This window comes from Streptomyces sp. NPDC127190, assembly GCF_042672505.1.
Classification (GTDB): Bacteria; Actinomycetota; Actinomycetes; order Streptomycetales; family Streptomycetaceae; genus Streptomyces.
This window is the reverse complement of the sequence record NZ_JBHXVE010000008.1, coordinates 92545-107618: the sequence shown is the minus strand read 5'-3', so window position 1 is coordinate 107618 and position 15074 is coordinate 92545. Positions and strand designations below refer to the sequence as shown.

Here is a 15074-nt window from a genome sequence, read left to right as displayed (position 1 = left end):
AGGTGTTCACGCCGGGTGTGCTGCTGGAGGCGGAGCTGGGCGTGGACTCGGTGAAGCAGGTCGAGTTGCTGTCGCGGGCGTCGGAGCACTTCGGGTTGCCGCCGCGGGGCTCGGACTTCCGGCTGGCGGACTACGAGACGCTCGACAAGATCGCCGACCTCATCCACCACGAACTGAACGGCCACCGGCTCCAGGGCGCTTCGGCATGAGCGGGCCGACCGGAGGAACCACGTCCATGAAGGACCTCAGCGGCAAGATCGCACTCGTCACGGGCGGGGCCCGCAACGTGGGCAAGGCCATCGCGGCCACCCTCGCGGACCACGGCGCCCACGTCCTCGTCAACTACTTCCACTCGCACGAGCAGGCCAAGGAGACCCAGCGCGAGCTGCGCGCCCGCGGCGCCCAGGTGGACCTGCTGCGCGCCTCGGTGGCCCGGCCCGAGCAGGTCGACCGGATGTTCTCCGAGATCGAGCAGCGCTTCGGACGGCTGGACATCCTCGTCAACAACGCCGCCAACGGCGCGCTCGTCCCCGGCCCCGAGGTCACCGACGAGCTTCTCGACAAGGCCCTCGACACCAACCTCAAGGGCGGCCTGCGCTGCGCCCGGGCGGCCGCCGAGCTGATGCGGCGGGCCGGCGGCGGTTCCATCGTCAACGTCTCCGCCCTGGGCGGCTCCCAGCTCGTCATGGCCAACTACCTGGCCTGTGCGCCCGCCAAGGCGGCGGTCGAGGCCGCCGCACGCTACCTGGCCGTGGAGTTCGCGCCCTTCAACATCCGGGTGAACACCGCCTCGGCGGCGATGCTCGTCAGCGAGGTCGCCGACGCCTTCCCCGACGCGGAGGCGATGCAGGAGGCCGTCGCGGCGAGTACCCCGCTCGGCCGGCTGGGCACGCCCGAGGAGTTCGCCGAGGTCGTCGCGTTCCTCGCCTCCGACCGGGCGCGCTGGATCACCGGCCAGGTGGTCCTGGCCGACGGCGGTCTGACCCTGGGCGCGCCCCTGCTGTCGCCGCCCGCGCAAGCGGCCACCGCCGGTATGAAGGCGGTCGCCGTGGCCCCGCCTACCGAGCCGGCGGCGGCAACCGCCGGGATCGGTACGGCGAACACGTCGCCCGCGACCAGCCCCGCCCAGGCGGAGGACCCGGCCGCCGTCCAGGAAGACCCCGAGGACGACGAGATAGCCGTCGTCGGCATGGGCCTCGTCGTCAGCGGCGCCGACAGCCCCGACGCCTTCTGGCAGCTGCGCACCACCGGCCGCGAGCTGTTCATCGAGGTACCCGAGGACCGCTGGGACCGGGCCCGGTTCTCCTCGCCCGACCGGTCCGCCGAGGACAAGTCGTACCAGGACACCTGCGTGTTCATCACCGACTTCGAGCCGGGCCGCGCCGTCCTCGACGGCCTGTCCGGGGCACCGGACGAGACCGAGCTGACCACCCTGTGGCTGCGTCACTCGCTCGTCCAGGCCCTGGACGGGGTGCGCGTCGGCGACACCGACCGCTTCTCCTTCCACGTGGGCTACACCGCGGACGGCAGCCAGCACCTGGAGGAGGCGGGCGTGCTGCACGCCGCCCGGCACCTCACCGCGGGCATCGCCGACGGCCTGGACCTCACACCGGAGGCCCGCGCCCGCCTCGTCGGCCGGGTCGACAAGGTCCTCTCGGGCCGCTATCACCGGGGCGCCACCGACGCACCGCGGTTCCTGCCGCACCAGGTGGGCCGTACGGCGATGACGGGCATCCTGCCGGACGACACCCAGCTCCAGATGGTGGACACGGCCTGCTCCTCCTCGCTGTACGCGATCGACATCGGCATCAAGGGCCTGCTGATGGGCAAGCAGGACATCGCCGTGTGCGGTGGGGCCTTCGCGCTGGCACCGCGCGGGACCGTGCTGTTCTCCAAGCTGAAGGGGCTGTCCCAGCGCGGCGCGGTGCACGCGCTGGACGCGGAGGCGGACGGTGTCATCTTCGCCGACGGCGCCGGCGTCGTCGTACTGAAGCGGCTCAGCCGGGCCAAGGCCGACGGCGACCGCATCCTGGGCGTGCTCAAGGCGTTCGGGTCCTCGTCGGACGGCAAGGGCAAGGCGATCTACGCGCCCAGCTCCACGGGGCAGAACCTGGCCGTGGAGCGGGCCCTGGAGGCCGGCGGCCTCGACGGAGCCGAGATCGACTGGATCAACGCCCACGCCACCGGGACCCCGGCCGGTGACCTCGCGGAGTTCACCACGCTCCGGGAGCACTACGGCAGTGCCCGGTCCACCGCCGTCACCTCGAACAAGTCGCTGATCGGGCACACCGGCTGGGCCGCGGGCGTGGTCTCGCTCATCGAGTCGATCCTGGCGTTGCAGGGGGAGACCATCCCCGGCCAGTACCGGTTTTCCTCCGCTCCCAAGATGTTCGAACTGGACCGCACCCGGCTGGAGATCTCCGGCAGCCCGCGGCCGTGGCCGGCCACGCCCGGCCGGACGCGCACGGCGGCGATCTCCGGCTTCGGGTTCGGCGGCACCAACGCGCACCTGATCCTCACCGAGGGGCAGCAGCGCCGTACCTCCGGCGGGACGCCGCACCACCCGGCCGGCCCGGTCCGGGCCGAGACCGACCGCATCGCGGTCGTGGGCTGGTCGGCCAAGCTGCCCGGGGTCGAGGACCGCGACCAGGTCCTCCAGTGGCTGTCCGGCTCCCGGGAGATCGAGTCCGGGTTCGGCGAGCAGTACCCGGCACCGCCGTTCCAGCAGGTGCGGATGCCCCCTGCGACCGTACGGACCATCGACCGCTGCCAGTTGATGATCCTGGCCTGCGCCCACGACCTGCGCGACCAGCTGGGCGACTTCTGGCAGCGGCACACCGAGCGGACCGGCGTCGTCGTCGGCCACATGGGCCCCACCCGGGCCGCCATGCTCTACGCCAACCGCTGCTACCTGGACGACATCGAGCACGCCCTGCGCCAGGACCCCGAACTCGCGGGCAGCCCGCAGCTCACACCCCTGCTGGAGCGGATGCGCGAACGGGTCCGTTCCCTGGTCCCGCCGTCGAACGAGGACTCCTTCCCGGGCATGATGCCCAACATCATCTCGGCCCGGGTGGCGAACTACTTCGACCTCAAGGGCCCCAACATCACGGTGGACGCGGGACTGGCCTCGACCGTGGCGGCGTTCGCGACGGCCGCGCGCTACCTGCGCAGCGGCGAGCTGGACTTCGTGCTCGCCGGCGGCATCAACGGCAACAGCCTGCCCGAACTCCGGGGGCTGCTCAGCGATGTCTTCGAGGAGCCGGTCGAACCGGCCGAGGGAGCCTTCCTGTTCGGGCTGACCACCGAGCGCGCCGCCAAGGAGGCCGGACTGCGCATCCTCGGCATCGTCGACGAGGCCGATGTGCGCGCCGACCTGGACGGTGCGGCGCAGAACGTCCTCGACTGCGGCTCGCGTGGCGGCTTTGGCCACTACCTCGGCGCGGCGGGCGGGGTGCAGATCCTGCGGGCTCTCCAGCGAACCGGCAGCACCACCCGGATCCGCTGCCGCGAGAACGGCCACGACGCGGCCACCCACCTCGTGGTCCATGCCGGGGAGGCGGCGTCCGGCCCGGACACCCCGGGCCCCCGGGAGACCACCGCGCTGGACGGTGCGTCCACCGACCTGGTCGAGCGGTACGCCGTCACGCTCGCCCCGGCTCCCGCCGCACCCCGCGGCCCGGTGGCGGCGGCGGTGCCCGACGGCGCGCTGATCCTCACCGACCGGCCGGACCTCGCCGAGCGTCTCGCCGCCACGGCCACCGGCTGCACGGTGTTCAGCACCACGCCGGTCACGGGCGACCGGCCCGCCATACGGCAGGTGACGAGCACGACCGAGGACGTGCGTGCGGCCCTGGACACCCTGGGACGCCCGGTGCGCCATGTGCTCCTCGTCACCGACCTGACCGCGTCCGCGCCGCCGAGCACCGCGCTCACCGCGGACCACCCCGGCCTGACCGCCCTGCACGACCTTGCCTTCCTCGTCGTACAGCAGCGCTACGCCGACCTCGGCGAGGCGCCCGCGTCCGTGGTGTTCGCCCTGCTCGGTGCCGAGCCGGAGGGCACCACCCATCCGCTCGCCGGGCTCTTCACCGGCCTGCTGAAGTGCGTGCGCCTGGAGCGTCCGGACGCCGACTGCTTCGCCCTGCTGACCCCCACCGGGGACCCGGACGCGGCCGTGGGGCCGATCGCGGCGGAGCGCGCCTGTGAGCGCGCCTTCCCGGTCGTCCACCGCGACGGCGACCGGCGCCGGATGCCCACCCTCACCGCACAGCCCGCCACCGCCCGCGAAGGCGGGCCGGCCCCGCTGGACCGGGAGTCCGTGGTGGTCGCCCTGGGCGGGGCCCGTGGCATCACCGCCGAGCTGCTCACGGCCGTCGCCGAGCGCCACGGCAGCCGTATCTACGCGCTGGGCAGCAACCCGGTGGACGACTACCCGGCCGAGACCTTCGAGGGCACGGACGAGGAGTTCGCCGCGACCCGGGCCCGCTACATCCGGGAACAGCTCAAGGCCGGCGGCCGCAGCGTCGCCGAGATCAACCGCAGCTTCGACCGCATGGCCGACGCGCGCGCCGCGCGCCGCAACCTGGACCGGATGGCCCGGCACAGCGGAGCCGGCCGGGTGACCTACCTGCACTGCGACGCACGCGACGAGGAGTCGGTGCGCCGCGCCCTCGACACCGTGCACGCCGCGCACGGCCGGATCGATCTGCTCGTCAACGCGCCCGGTCTGAACCGCTCCGCCCTGATCCAGGACAAGGATCTGGACGAGTTCCGGCGCATCCGCGATCTGAAGCTGGTCGCGCACCGCAACCTGCACCGCGCGCTCGCCGGCCGGCCGCCGCGGATCTGGTGCGACTTCGGGTCCCTGCTCGGCTACTTCGGGCAGCGCGGCGAACCCGACTACGCGTCCGGCAACGACTACCTGGCCACGGCGGCGGCCTACGCCGCCCGCGCCACCGGCACCGACGAGTTCGTCATCGGATGGACGCTCTGGGACGAGGTCGGGATGGGGGCCAACGAGCTGACCCGCGAGTACTTCAAGCGGGCGGGCTCCTACAGCCACATGCCGGTCGCCGAGGGCATCCGGCACTTCCTGGCCGAACTCGGCACCGCGCACCGCACCCCCGCGCTGGTGCACATGGGGGCCGCGGAACGGTCCACCGTCGAGTCGTTCTACCCCGGCTACCTCGGCACGGACGCAGCCTCGGACGCACCCTCGGGCACTGCCGCGCCGGCGGCCAAGGACGCCTCGGCCACCGAGGCGAAGCCCGTCCGCGGTCGGTTCTATCTGCGCCGTACGGTCGCGGGGGGCACCGGCGAGCGGGACGGCACCGGCACCGTGACCTTCGAGTGCCCCTTCGACCTGGACACCGACGGCTATCTCACCGGGCATCTGGTGCGCGGCGTACCCACGCTGCCCGGCACCTTCGTCACCGAGATCGCGGCCGAGGCCGCCCTCGCCCTCGTCCCGGGCGGCTGTGTGGTCGCCCTGGAGGACCTGCGCTTCCTGCACTTCCTCCAGGTGCGGGAGAACGTCTCCCAGGCGCCCAAGCGGATCACGGCCCGGATCACCGAACAGGTCGACAGCCTGACCACCGTCGAGGTCTCCGTCACCCATGACGTGATCGCCCCGTCCGGGGTGCTGCTGGTGGCCGACAAGCCGCACTTCACCGTGCGCGTCCTGGTCGCCGACGCCTTCCCCACGGCCCCCAAGTGGGAGCGGTGGGACGCGGTGGGCGAGGAACCCGTCGTCGACCCGTACCACGTGCCCTCCGCCCCGGTCCTGCTGAGCGGCCCGTTCCGGGCCACCACCGACACCCGGCGCCACCCGCTGGGCGCCCGCTCGGTGTTCCGGCCGGACCTCGACCCCGCCACCGGCCCCTGGAAGCAGTTCCTGATGCCGACCGTGCTGCTGGACGCCCTGGCGCGGACCGGGGTGCTGGACCCGGTGGACGGGCTCGTCCCGGTCGCCGCCCCGCTGTCGATCCGCCGGATCGACCTCTACCAGAGCGCCAACGACCTGGAACTCGCGCAGACCCACGGGGCGCTGGACCTGTACGTCACCCAGCCCGGGTTCTCCACCGCGCCGCAGTCCGGCAACCGGTTCGTCGCCGTGGCCCCCGGCGGGCACGTGGTGGCCCAGATGAAGGACCTGGACGCCACCGTGATCGGGTACCTCGACCCGGAGACCGGCGTGGTGCATCCGCCCGTGCAGGGCCCGGCCGGGACAGGGGGCCGTACCTCGTGACCACGTTCGCCGACTCGCCGGTCCGCACCGGCCCGCCCGGGGCCGGACCGACGCCCGCCGCCGCGGGACCCGACCCCATGACCCGACCGGTGCGCCGCATGCTCTGGCGGCTCACCCCCGCCCCGGCCGGCGACCGCGTCCGCGGCGTCGCCGGAAAACGCGTGCTCGTCCTCGGCGGCACCCCGGCCGACGCGGAGCGGGTGCGCGACGAACTGCGCGCCCGGGGCGCGACCGTGCTGCCCGGCACGGCCGCCGCCGGCCCGGTGCCCGACACCGTGGTCGACCTGACGCTCGCCGAGCGGTTCTCGGCCGACACCGGCAGCGGCCAGTGGCGTACGGCACTGCTGCGCACCTTCGACGCCCTGCGGCACTGCTATGCCGAGTGGAGCCGGGAGACCTCGGCCGACCGGCTGACCTACCTTGCCGTCACCTACCAGGGCGGCGGCATGGGATACCACCCCGACGACGACCTCGCCCAGCCGCTCGGCGGGCTGTGGGCGGGCCTGGCCAAGACCCTGCACCGGGAGCTGCCCAACTGCCGGGTCCGGGTCCTCGATGTCGCCCTCGGCGCACGCGCGGCCCTTCCCCGGCTGGTCGGCGACGAGCTGGGCCGTCCGGGCCTGAGCGAGATCGGGTACCGGGACGGCCGGCGCTGGACCCTGACGCCGGCCGCGGTGCCGCCCCGGCCGCCCGCCCTGCGCTTCGGCCCCGAGGACACCCTGCTGATCAGCGGCGGCAGCCGGGGGATCGGCATGGCACTGGCCCGGCGGCTGTGCGCCGAGTTCGGACTGCGCGTGGTGGTGACCGGACGCGGTCGGCTGCCCGCCGAGGACACCTGGGACGAGCACACCCCCGAGCGGCTCGCCGCGCACCGGACCGAGCTGTGGGCCGGACACCGGCAGGGGCGCGCCGTGGCGGACATCCGCCGCGACATCGGGCGCGCGGAGAGCACCTGGGAACTCGTCGGCCATCTGCGGTCGGCCCGTGACGAAGGTCTGCGCCTGGAGTACCGGCAGTGCGACTTCACCGACCCCGCCCAGGTGGAGGCGCTGGTCGCCGGGGTTCCCGACCTCACCGCCGTGGTGCACAACGCGGGCGTCGACCGGCCCACCCGGCTGCCCAACAAGTCCGACGATGATGTCGTCGCCGTGGTCGCGACCAAGGTCGACTCGTTCACGCACCTGGTGCGGGCCGTGCGCGGCCGGCCGCTGAAGGTGCTGTGCACGGTCGGCTCGCTCACCGGCCGGCTCGGCGGCATGGTCGGCCAGTTCGACTACGCGGCCGCCAACGAGTGCCTGGCCCGTCTGGGCCTGTGGGCCGAACGGCAGCTGCCCTTTCCGGTGATGACGCTCGCCTGGCCGACCTGGGCCCGACTCGGCCTGATCTCCAACTTCGAGGCCAGCCTGCGCTACATGGCCGCCCTCGACGTGTCCGAGGGGCTGGACCACTGGCGTGCGGAGCTGCTCGCCGGCAGTCGCGGCGAGATCACCTTCGTCGGCCCGCTGGGTCGCGCGCTGGACCCGGTGCAGGCCACCGGCTACCCGATGCCGACATGCCTGCCCGGCTACGCCGAGACCTATCCGAAGGTCTTCCACCTGGGCGAACCCGAGGTGTTCCAACCGCACGAACGTCTGTGCAGCATCGTCACGTTCGACCCGGCGACGAGCCCGGCGATCGGCGACTTCACCGTCCACGGCACGCCTGCCGTCCCGCTCGGCATGCTGCTGGAGAGCGCCGTCCGAGGGGCGGAGTGGGTGACCCCGGCCGACCTGCCCGACCACGCCCTGCACGCGGTGGAGGACCTGCGCCTGCCCTGGAGCGTGCTGGCGTGCGCCGACGGCCGTCCCCTGCGGTTGCGCCGGGACATCCGGGCACGGCAGGGCACGGACGACCGCTGGCTGGTGGACGTCACCTTCCGTCCGGCGGGACCGCCGGAAGCCACCGCAGCGGCAGAGGGCGGCGCCGACGACGCGGAGACCGTGCGCCTGCGGCTGGTGTTCGGCGCACCCGGCGCGGCGGCCCAGGACGCGGCCACGCCGTCCGCACAGCGCCCGGCCGCACGCGGCGCGGACGGCGCCGACACGACCCTGCTCACCGACGCGCCCGTCCTGCGCTGGCAGGGGCTGGTGGTGCCGATGGCGCGCTGGCGTCCGGACGGCAGCCACCGGGTCGTCGCCGAAGTGGGCCGCTGCACGGCTCAGGACCTCTGGGTGGTGCCGCAGCCGCCCGCGTGTCTGGTGCCGGTCGCCGCGGTCGAGAACATCGTGCGCGCGGTCACGGAACGCGCCCCGGGTCTCTCCGTGACCCCCGATCCATTGACTGTCCGTCAGCTCTCCTTCCCGCCGGCCGAGCCGGCCGGCGCCCCCGGCCCGGAACGCATCCGGCTCGAAGGAGATCCCGTACTCGGTGTCTGGAGTGCCCGGCACGAGGACACCGGCCGGACCGTGGTCCGCATCCGCGGGCTCATGGCCAACCGCATCTGAACCGCACCACGAGCAGTCCGCTCTCAAGGAGTCCACGACATGAGTGACACCACGACCGTCAGCGCCAACCGCAAGGTGCTGGAGCACTACTACGAGGAGTGCCTGAACAAGGGCAACCTCGACGCCGTCTACGACAAGGCCATCCCGGACCACATCAGCCACGGCACCCGCGCCGACGGCTTCGAGGGCGTGGAGCACCTCAAGGAGTGGGTCCGGATCCAGCGCGCCTCCTTCCCCGACCTGCATGTCGTCGTCGACGAGTGGATCGAGGAGGGGGACAAGGTCGTCCAGCGGTTCACCGCGCGCGGCAGCCACTCCGGGGAGGACTACTACGGCATCCCCGCCAGCGGCCGGAAGATCGAGATCTCCGGGATCGTCATCGACCACTTCGTCGACGGAAAGATCGTCGAGAGCTGGTTCTCCATGGACGGCATGGAACTCGCCCAGCAGCTGGGCGCGCTGGGCTGACCCGGGCGCGGAGCCGGCCCACGGCTTCGCCCGCAGACACGGACGGCCGGGGGTGCGACCCGTCGATGCCCCGCCCCCGGCCGTCCGTCACCCACCTCAGCCCCAGGAAGGGGAAGGCACGATGACACAGCGCTCGACCGCCCTCGTCACCGGGTGCTCGTCGGGGATCGGACGGGCCACCGCCCTGCGCCTGCACGCCGCCGGCCACCGGGTCTACGCCACCGCCAGGAAGCCCGAGACCCTCGCCGAACTCGCCGCGCAGGGCCTGCACACCCTGGCCCTGGACGTCACCGACCCCGACTCCGCCAAGGCCGCGGTCGAGGCCGTCGAGGCGGAACACGGCGCGGTGGACGTGCTTGTCAACAACGCCGGGTACGGACTGTCCGGGACCTTCGAGGAGACCTCGCTGGAGCAGGTCCGCGACCAGTTCGAGACCAATGTCTTCGGCCTGGTCCGGCTCACCCAGCTGGTGCTGCCCGGCATGCGTGACCGCGGCGCCGGCACCGTCGTCAACGTCTCCTCCATCTTCGGACGGTACGCGGCCCCGGGCGGCGGCTACTACCACGCGAGCAAACACGCGGTCGAAGCCCTGAGCGACGCACTCCGGCTGGAGGTGGCGGCCTTCGGCATCCGGGTCGTCCTCGTCGAACCCGGCCCCGTGCGCACCCCCTGGGGGCAGACGTTCATGGACCGCATCCCGAGCGGACGGGCCCGCACCGACTCCCCCTACCGCGGCTTCCACGAACGGACCGCCGCCTACTACGACGCCATCTACAACGGCACCCGCAGAACCCTCGCCGGCACCTTCGCCATCGAGGCCGAGCAGGTGGCCGACACCATCGTCCGGGCCGTCAGGTCCCGTTCCCCGCGCTCGCGCTATCCGGTCGGCTTCCTCGCGGCCAGCACCATCGCACTGCGCCGGCTCACCCCGGACCGCATCTTCGACAACGCGTTCATACGACGCCAGTTCCCGGTTCCGTGAGCGCCGGACTCGGCAGCTTCCCAGGCGAACCAACGAGGTGACGAGAGAAATGACCACCCTGGCACCGAACCCCGCGACCGCACCGCGCGGCGCGATCGCCCCCGGCCCACGGGGGGTTCCGCTGCTGGGCAGCCTGCCCCAGTGGAAGTCGGACACCGCCCAGTTCCTGCTGCGCGCCCAGCGCGACCACGGAGAGGTGTCCCGGCTGCGCCTCGGCCCGTACACGGTGCATCTGGTGACGGCTCCCGACGCCGTGGGACGCGTCCTGAAGGAGAACAGCGCCAACTACACGCGCGGTGTCCTCTACGAGCAGTTCCGCCTCGTCATGGGCGACGGGCTGCTCACCACCGACGGCGACTACTGGAAGGCGCACCGGCGGGCGGTCCAGCCGGTCTTCCTGCGCAAGGCGGTCGCCGCCATCGGCCCCAACGTGGTGCGCGCCACCCGGGAGATGCTGGACGACTGGGAGGTCCGCGCCCGCCGCGGAGAACCCGTCGACCTGGTCACCGAGACCCTGCGTCTGACCCTCGTCACGCTCAGCCGTTCGCTGTTCGGCTACGACATCCGGCCCGCCGCGCCGATCCTGAAGGACATCGTCGACAACGTCATCGAGGTGATGTTCAAGCACGGTTCGGTCGGCGAGATGCTGCCCTCCTGGCTGCCGACCCGGCGCAACCGGCTCATCGCCCGCGACCGGCGGATCTTCACCCGGCTCGTCACCGAGATCCGGGACACCCACGCGGCCACCGGGGAAGGGCCGCTGATGGAACTCATCGAGGCGGCCACCGACCCGGTGACCGGCGCCCGCTGGACCGACGACGAGATCCGCGACGAGATGCTGACCATCTATCTCGCCGGACACGAGACCACCGCCGTCGCGCTGCTGTGGACGCTGGTCTCCATCGCCAACCACCCGTCCGTGGCCGAGGAGCTGGACCAGGAGCTCGGGCAGGTGCTGGGCGGCGGCGAACCCTCTCCCGAGGACGTGGAGCGGCTGCCGTACACCTGCCAGGTCGTGGACGAGAGCCTGCGGATGTACCCGCCGATCTGGATCTATCCCCGGGACGCCGTGGCCGACGACGAGCTGGGCGGCTTCCACATCCCCGGCGGCTCCTCCGTCCTGCTCTCGCCCCTGGTCTCCCACCGCAACCCCCGCTACTGGGACAACCCCGAGGCCTTCGATCCGCATCGCTTCGACCCCGGGCGGGTCAGGGAGCGGCCCAAGATGACCTACTTCCCGTTCGGCGCCGGTGCCCGCATGTGCATCGGCAACTTCATGGCCCTGCTCGAACTGCGGATGATCACGGCGATGATCCACCAGCGGTTCCGGCTGCGGCTGGTACCCGGCGACTTCCTGCGCTACGGCGACACCTCCATCTCGCTGCGCCCGATGACCCAGGTGCTCGCCCTCCCCGAGCCGCGTGAGGCAGGTGCCCGGGCATGACCACGGTCACCGGCCCTGCCGCCGCGGCCTCCTCCGCCGCGGCCGACGTCGACGCCGCCGTCGCGGCCGCCCGCGCCGCCCAGCCCGGCTGGGACGCCCTGGGCTTCGCCGGGCGGCGCAAGGTGCTCCAGGCCTGGTGCGCGCTGATCCTGCGCCGCTCGGACGAGCTGATCGACCTCATCCGCGCCGAGACCGGCAAGACGGCCGACGACGCCCGTCTGGAAGTCGTCCTCGTCGCCCACCATCTGCGCTGGACCGCCGCCCATGCCGCCCGGGTCCTCGGCCGGCGCAGGGTCTCGCCCGGTCTGCTGATGTTCAACCACGCGGTCGAGGTGACCCACCGGCCGCTGGGGGTCGTCGGTGTCATCGGGCCCTGGAACTACCCGGCGTTCATCCCCGTCGGTCCCGTGTCCGCGGCTCTCGCCGCCGGGAACACGGTGGTGCTGAAGCCCAGCGAGCTGACCCCCGCGACCGGCGAGTGGCTCGCCGCCACCCTGGCCGAGGTCACGGGCGACACCCGGGTGCTGCACGTCGTCACGGGCGACGGGGCGGCCGGGGCGGCGCTGTGCCGGGCCGCCGTCGACAAGATCTCCTTCACCGGCTCCAGCGCCACCGGACGCCGTGTCATGGCCGCCTGCGCCGAGAACCTGACCCCGGTGGTGATCGAGGGCGGAGGCAAGGACGCCATGGTCGTCGCCGCGGACGCCGACCTCGACGCCGCTGCCGACGCCGCGGTCTGGGCGGCGATGAGCAACGCCGGGCAGACCTGCGTCGGCCTGGAGCGGGTCTATGTCGAGGAGTCCGTCGCCGACCGCTTCCTCGACCTGGTCACCGAGCGCGCCGCCGGCCTCCGCGTCGGCGACGGGCCCGACGCCGACCTGGGCCGCATCGTGCTGCCCAAGCAGCTGGACGTCATCGCCGCTCATGTGCGCGACGCCCTGGCCCGGGGAGCCCGTGCGGTCCTCGGCGGCCCGCACTCCATCACCGCGCCCTACGCCGCCCCGATCGTCCTGGCCGATGTGCCGGAGGACTCCACCGCCGTCACCGAGGAGACGTTCGGACCGGTGCTCGTGGTGAACCGGGTGGCCTCCGTGGAGGAGGCCGTCGCCCGCGCCAACGCCGGCGGCTACGGGCTGGGCGCCTCCGTCTTCACCCGCGACCGGCACCGCGGCCGGAGCGTCGCCGCCCGGCTGCGGGCCGGCATGGTGTCCGTCAACGCGGTGATCGCCTTCGCCGGAATGCCCGCCGTCCCCTTCGGCGGTGTCGGCGACTCCGGCTTCGGCCGGGTGCACGGCCCGGACGGGCTGCGCGAGTTCAGCCGTACCCAGGCCGTCACCAGTCAGCGGTTCCGGCCCCTGATGCAGCCCACGTCCTTCCGCCGGCGCCCGGGCACGATGCCGGCCCTGGTGCGCATGGTGCGCACCCTCTACGGCCGGTGACCGCTCCGTCGGCCATCGCGCCGACGGCCCCGCGCACCTGCCCCGAAAGGAGCACGCAGAACGTGACCACGACCCTGACCACCGGGCTGGCCCGGCTGGCCGACCACGCCTCCCGGGCCCATCCCTACGATCTGCTGGAGGAGTTGCGGGAGGCGTCCCCCTTCACCGACCCCGCCAGCGGGATCGTCGTCGTCGGCAGGCGCGCCGACTGCGAGACCGTGCTGCGCAGCCCCCGCGTCAGCAGCAACCGCATAGGCGCGGGGATCACCAAGGTTCCCCAGCAGCCCAACCTCATGAACCTGGACGCGCCGGACCACACCCGGCTGCGCAGGCTCGCCGGAAAGGCGTTCAAGCCGAGGGTCATCGAACGCTGGCGGCCCCGGGTGCGGGCCATCGTGCGCGAGCTGCTGGCGGACATCGCCGCGCGCGGCACCGGCAGCGTGGACATGGTCTCCGCCTTCGCCTACCCGCTGCCGGTCCGGGTGATCTGCGAGATGCTCGGTGTGCCCCGCGAGGACCACCCGGTCTTCGAGAAGTGGGCGCACTCCATCGCCTACACCGTCGACCCGCAGCTGGTGCCCGATCAGTTCACCACCGAGGTCGAGCAGAACGTGGAGGAGGCCCGCGCCGGATTCGTCGGCTACTTCTCCCGGCTGATCGAGGAGCGCAAGCGGGAGCCGCGCGCCGACATCCTGTCCGAGCTGATCGCCGCCGAGGAGGAGGGCGACCGCATCACCGAGCGGGACCTGATCCTCACCTGCATCCTGCTGCTGGTGGCCGGGCACGAGACCACCGCCAATCTGATCCTCAACGGTCTTCTCGGCCTGTTGCGCAACCCCGGCCAGTTGCAGCTGCTGCGCGAGCGGCCCGACCTGGCCGAGGCCGCGGTGGAGGAGGTGCTGCGCTACGACGCGCCGACCCAGATGATCACCCGGATCGCCCGCGAGCCGTTCACCCTGGGCGACACCGAAGTGGCCGCCGGACAGCCGCTGTTGCTGCTGCTCGCCGCCGCGAACCGGGACCCCGGGCAGCACAGTGATGCCGACGTGTTCGACATCACCCGGCGCGATGCGGGGCATCTGGGCTTCGCCGCGGGCCCGCACTTCTGCCTCGGCTCGGTGCTGGCCCGCATGGAGGGCGCCGAGGCCCTGAACGCCTTCGCCCAGGCGTTCGTCGCCCCGACGCTGGACGAGGCGTCGCTGCACTACCGGCCGCATGTGTCCGTGCGCGGCCCCGACCATCTGCGGGTCACCTTCCAGGGCATCCGGCTGGACGGGCTGCCCGGGACCGACGCGGCCGGCGGAAGCGAGGCCGGACATGGCTGAGCCGAAGTGGGAGGTCACCGTCGATCCGGCGCGGTGCGTGGGTTCCGGAGTGTGTGCCGCCGTCGCGGCCGCCCATTTCGCGGTGCACGAGCGCCGGTCCCGTCCGGTGCACCCCGTCACCGAGCCCGACGACGCGGTGCTGGACGCCGCCGAGACCTGCCCGATGGAGGCCATCGTGGTCCGGGAGGCCGGCACCGGCACGCTGCTGGCTCCGGTGGAATGACCGTGCCCGGGGCGGTCGGACCGCATGACCTCGTCACGGTGACCCACGGGCCGCACCCGCTGTGCGGCCGACGGCTGCGGGTGCGTGCCATCCGCGGCCGGTATGCCGAAACGCTCCTCTGCGAACGTCCCGGCGGAGGACTGGTGACCGTCCTGCGGTCCTGGACGGACCGGGCGCCCGGCGCCGTCGGCCAGGACCGCGAGCCGTGCTGCGAGACGCGTCCCGGCATCCCCGACGGCGGTGGCTTCCAGGTCTCCGAGTCCGCCCTGCACCGGCTGCGGGCGTCCTGGGCGCTGTCGGTGGAACGCCTCGTCGGGATGGACTGACAGAGATACCGGCGGCGCGCCGCCCCGGGAAAGAACGGCAGCGGAGGGCCGGCCCCCGGCCCCGGGGGCGGGGGAGGAGGGGCTGGGGTGGGCGGGCGAGCGGGTCGCGGGGAGGCCCGAGAGGGGCCCGGCAT

Annotated in this window: 10 protein-coding genes; all 10 read left to right on the top strand. The window is 73.2% G+C overall.

Going from position 1 to position 15074, the window contains the following annotated elements; genetic code table 11:
- A partial coding sequence (locus ACFVIU_RS14965; protein WP_385842855.1) for an acyl carrier protein occupies positions 1-209 on the top strand: 209 nt, incomplete at its 5' end.
- 26 nt (positions 210-235) lie between these two features.
- Positions 236-6250, top strand: a complete 6015-nt coding sequence (locus ACFVIU_RS14960) for an SDR family oxidoreductase (RefSeq protein WP_385842854.1) — start codon at positions 236-238, stop codon at positions 6248-6250.
- Positions 6247-8733, top strand: coding sequence for a KR domain-containing protein (locus ACFVIU_RS14955; RefSeq protein ID WP_385842853.1), 2487 nt, complete (start codon positions 6247-6249; stop codon positions 8731-8733). Before ACFVIU_RS14960 ends, ACFVIU_RS14955 begins: the two co-directional genes overlap by 4 nt.
- A 39-nt stretch (positions 8734-8772) precedes the next feature.
- The gene (locus ACFVIU_RS14950) at positions 8773-9201 is read left to right on the top strand and encodes an ester cyclase (RefSeq protein ID WP_385842852.1); all 429 of its coding nucleotides are present in this window, start codon (positions 8773-8775) and stop codon (positions 9199-9201) included.
- Positions 9202-9322: 121 nt separating this feature from the next.
- The gene (locus tag ACFVIU_RS14945; protein WP_385842851.1) at positions 9323-10183 is read left to right on the top strand and encodes an oxidoreductase; all 861 of its coding nucleotides are present in this window, start codon (positions 9323-9325) and stop codon (positions 10181-10183) included.
- Positions 10184-10232: 49 nt separating this feature from the next.
- Entirely contained in the window at positions 10233-11627 is a 1395-nt protein-coding gene (locus tag ACFVIU_RS14940; protein WP_385842850.1) for a cytochrome P450, read from the top strand.
- Positions 11624-13066 carry an aldehyde dehydrogenase family protein gene (locus tag ACFVIU_RS14935; protein WP_385842849.1) on the top strand — a complete coding sequence of 481 codons (1443 nt, stop codon included), beginning with the start codon at positions 11624-11626 and terminating at the stop codon, positions 13064-13066. Before ACFVIU_RS14940 ends, ACFVIU_RS14935 begins: the two co-directional genes overlap by 4 nt.
- 62 nt (positions 13067-13128) lie before the next feature.
- Positions 13129-14391 carry a cytochrome P450 gene (locus ACFVIU_RS14930; RefSeq protein WP_385842848.1) on the top strand — a complete coding sequence of 421 codons (1263 nt, stop codon included), beginning with the start codon at positions 13129-13131 and terminating at the stop codon, positions 14389-14391.
- Positions 14384-14614 (top strand): ferredoxin, encoded by a 231-nt coding sequence (locus ACFVIU_RS14925; RefSeq protein ID WP_385842847.1) that lies wholly within the window; start codon positions 14384-14386, stop codon positions 14612-14614. Before ACFVIU_RS14930 ends, ACFVIU_RS14925 begins: the two co-directional genes overlap by 8 nt.
- Positions 14615-14757: 143 nt before the next feature.
- Positions 14758-14940, top strand: a complete 183-nt coding sequence (locus ACFVIU_RS14920; RefSeq protein ID WP_385842846.1) for a hypothetical protein — start codon at positions 14758-14760, stop codon at positions 14938-14940.
- Positions 14941-15074 lie beyond the last annotated feature (134 nt).